The organism is Actinomyces sp. HMSC065F12, assembly GCF_001814535.1.
In the GTDB taxonomy this organism is placed as follows: Bacteria; Actinomycetota; Actinomycetes; order Actinomycetales; family Actinomycetaceae; genus Pauljensenia; species Pauljensenia radingae_A.
Genome location: NZ_KV816944.1, coordinates 1 through 1,190 on the forward strand (window position 1 = coordinate 1; position 1,190 = coordinate 1,190).

Consider the following 1,190-nt stretch of genomic DNA (forward strand, 5'->3'; position numbering starts at 1 on the left):
GTTAATGCTCGAAATGTGTGTATGGGGTGGGCGTGTCGCGGGGTGTTTGGTGTCCGGCCCAGCCTTTTTTGATGTGTAGTGATCCGTTTTGGTAGTTGGTGTCGTAGTCGATGGTGGTGTCGTAGCGGGCTGGTGTGCCGGGGTTGTCGGCACGCGTGGTGAGGGGTTTGTGGGCTGGTGGCTGGTAGTGGCTGGTGAGGTAGCGTACCGGTTGGTGGGGGTGGATTGATTTGTTGTTGAGGAACCATTGGACCGCGGTTCGCATGTGGTCTTGTGACAGGCCTTTATGAGCGGCGAGCAGTTTTCTGATGCCGGCGTTGATCCCACCTTCGAGACTGCTTGTGGTTCTTGCTATCCCAAGGGTGGCAATGCTGGGGTCAAGATGAGTGAACAGGGACTTGTTGGCCAGTAGCTTCGCTAGGCGCAGGTAGGCGCGTCGAAGCCGGTAGTGGGTGTACCACCAGTGTTGTTGTCCTGGTTGCCAGCTGGTGTTGTAGGTTCGTTCGCGGGTGAGATACCCGTAAGCGTTCCATCAATTGTTGAGTTGGGTGGCCCATGTGGCGGCTTCGTCGAGAGTGTTGATGGCGGCGAGGTTGCCTCCGAGGCGCAGTAATGCCTTGCCGGCAGGGGTTTTCGGGTGCCCTGTCAGGTCGGTTTTCGTGTTGAGCCATACGTGGAACAGGCAGCGCTGAACCCCGGTGGCGGGCCAGCATTGCCGGATCGCTTTGAGTGCTCCTGGCCCGCCATCGGTGATGACCACGGTAGGGGCTGGGAACTTGGAAAGAAGCGCCTGCCATGCGGCTACGGATTCACGGTCGCACCACTGCCAGCCAATGACGTGTGACCCGTTTGTTGCGATCAGTAAACACCAGTGGTGGGATAGATAAATCCCGTCGATGATGATCTGGGGATAGGAGTGGCCCGTTAGCGGTGGCTGGGGCACAGTGATGTGCCAGCACCAGGAGACCTTTCTGGCAAACGTGGTTGTCGGCATTGCCAGCTGTTTGACGCACACTCCTGCCACAAACCATGACACGAAAAGTGATGCCTGGGCTCGCCTGGTGACATCTGGGCGGTTGATAACGCTCGACGCCCCGCACGCTCGGCACCGCCACCTGGTTCTTCCAGCACTGGTTTGACCGTTCTTGACAAGCTTGTGGCCGCATACACCACAACGCGGCCGATTTCTA

At 58.4% G+C, this 1,190-nt stretch carries 2 protein-coding genes; both read right to left on the reverse strand.

All coding sequences use genetic code 11. From position 1 onward, the window contains the following. Window position 1: 1 nt before the first annotated feature. A complete protein-coding gene (locus tag HMPREF2975_RS11860; RefSeq protein ID WP_083314329.1) occupies window positions 2–265 on the reverse strand; it encodes a hypothetical protein in 264 nt (87 codons plus the stop codon). A gap of 267 nt (window positions 266–532) precedes the next feature. After that, the coding region (locus HMPREF2975_RS11865) for a transposase-like zinc-binding domain-containing protein (RefSeq protein WP_227469089.1) at window positions 533–1,190 on the reverse strand (658 nt) is incomplete at its 5' end.

What these genes read in the sequence shown, in the direction of transcription:
- HMPREF2975_RS11860 (WP_083314329.1), bottom strand. Translation starts at nt 265, where the DNA reads ATGCGAACCGCGGTCCAATGGTTCCTCAACAACAAATCAATCCACCCC.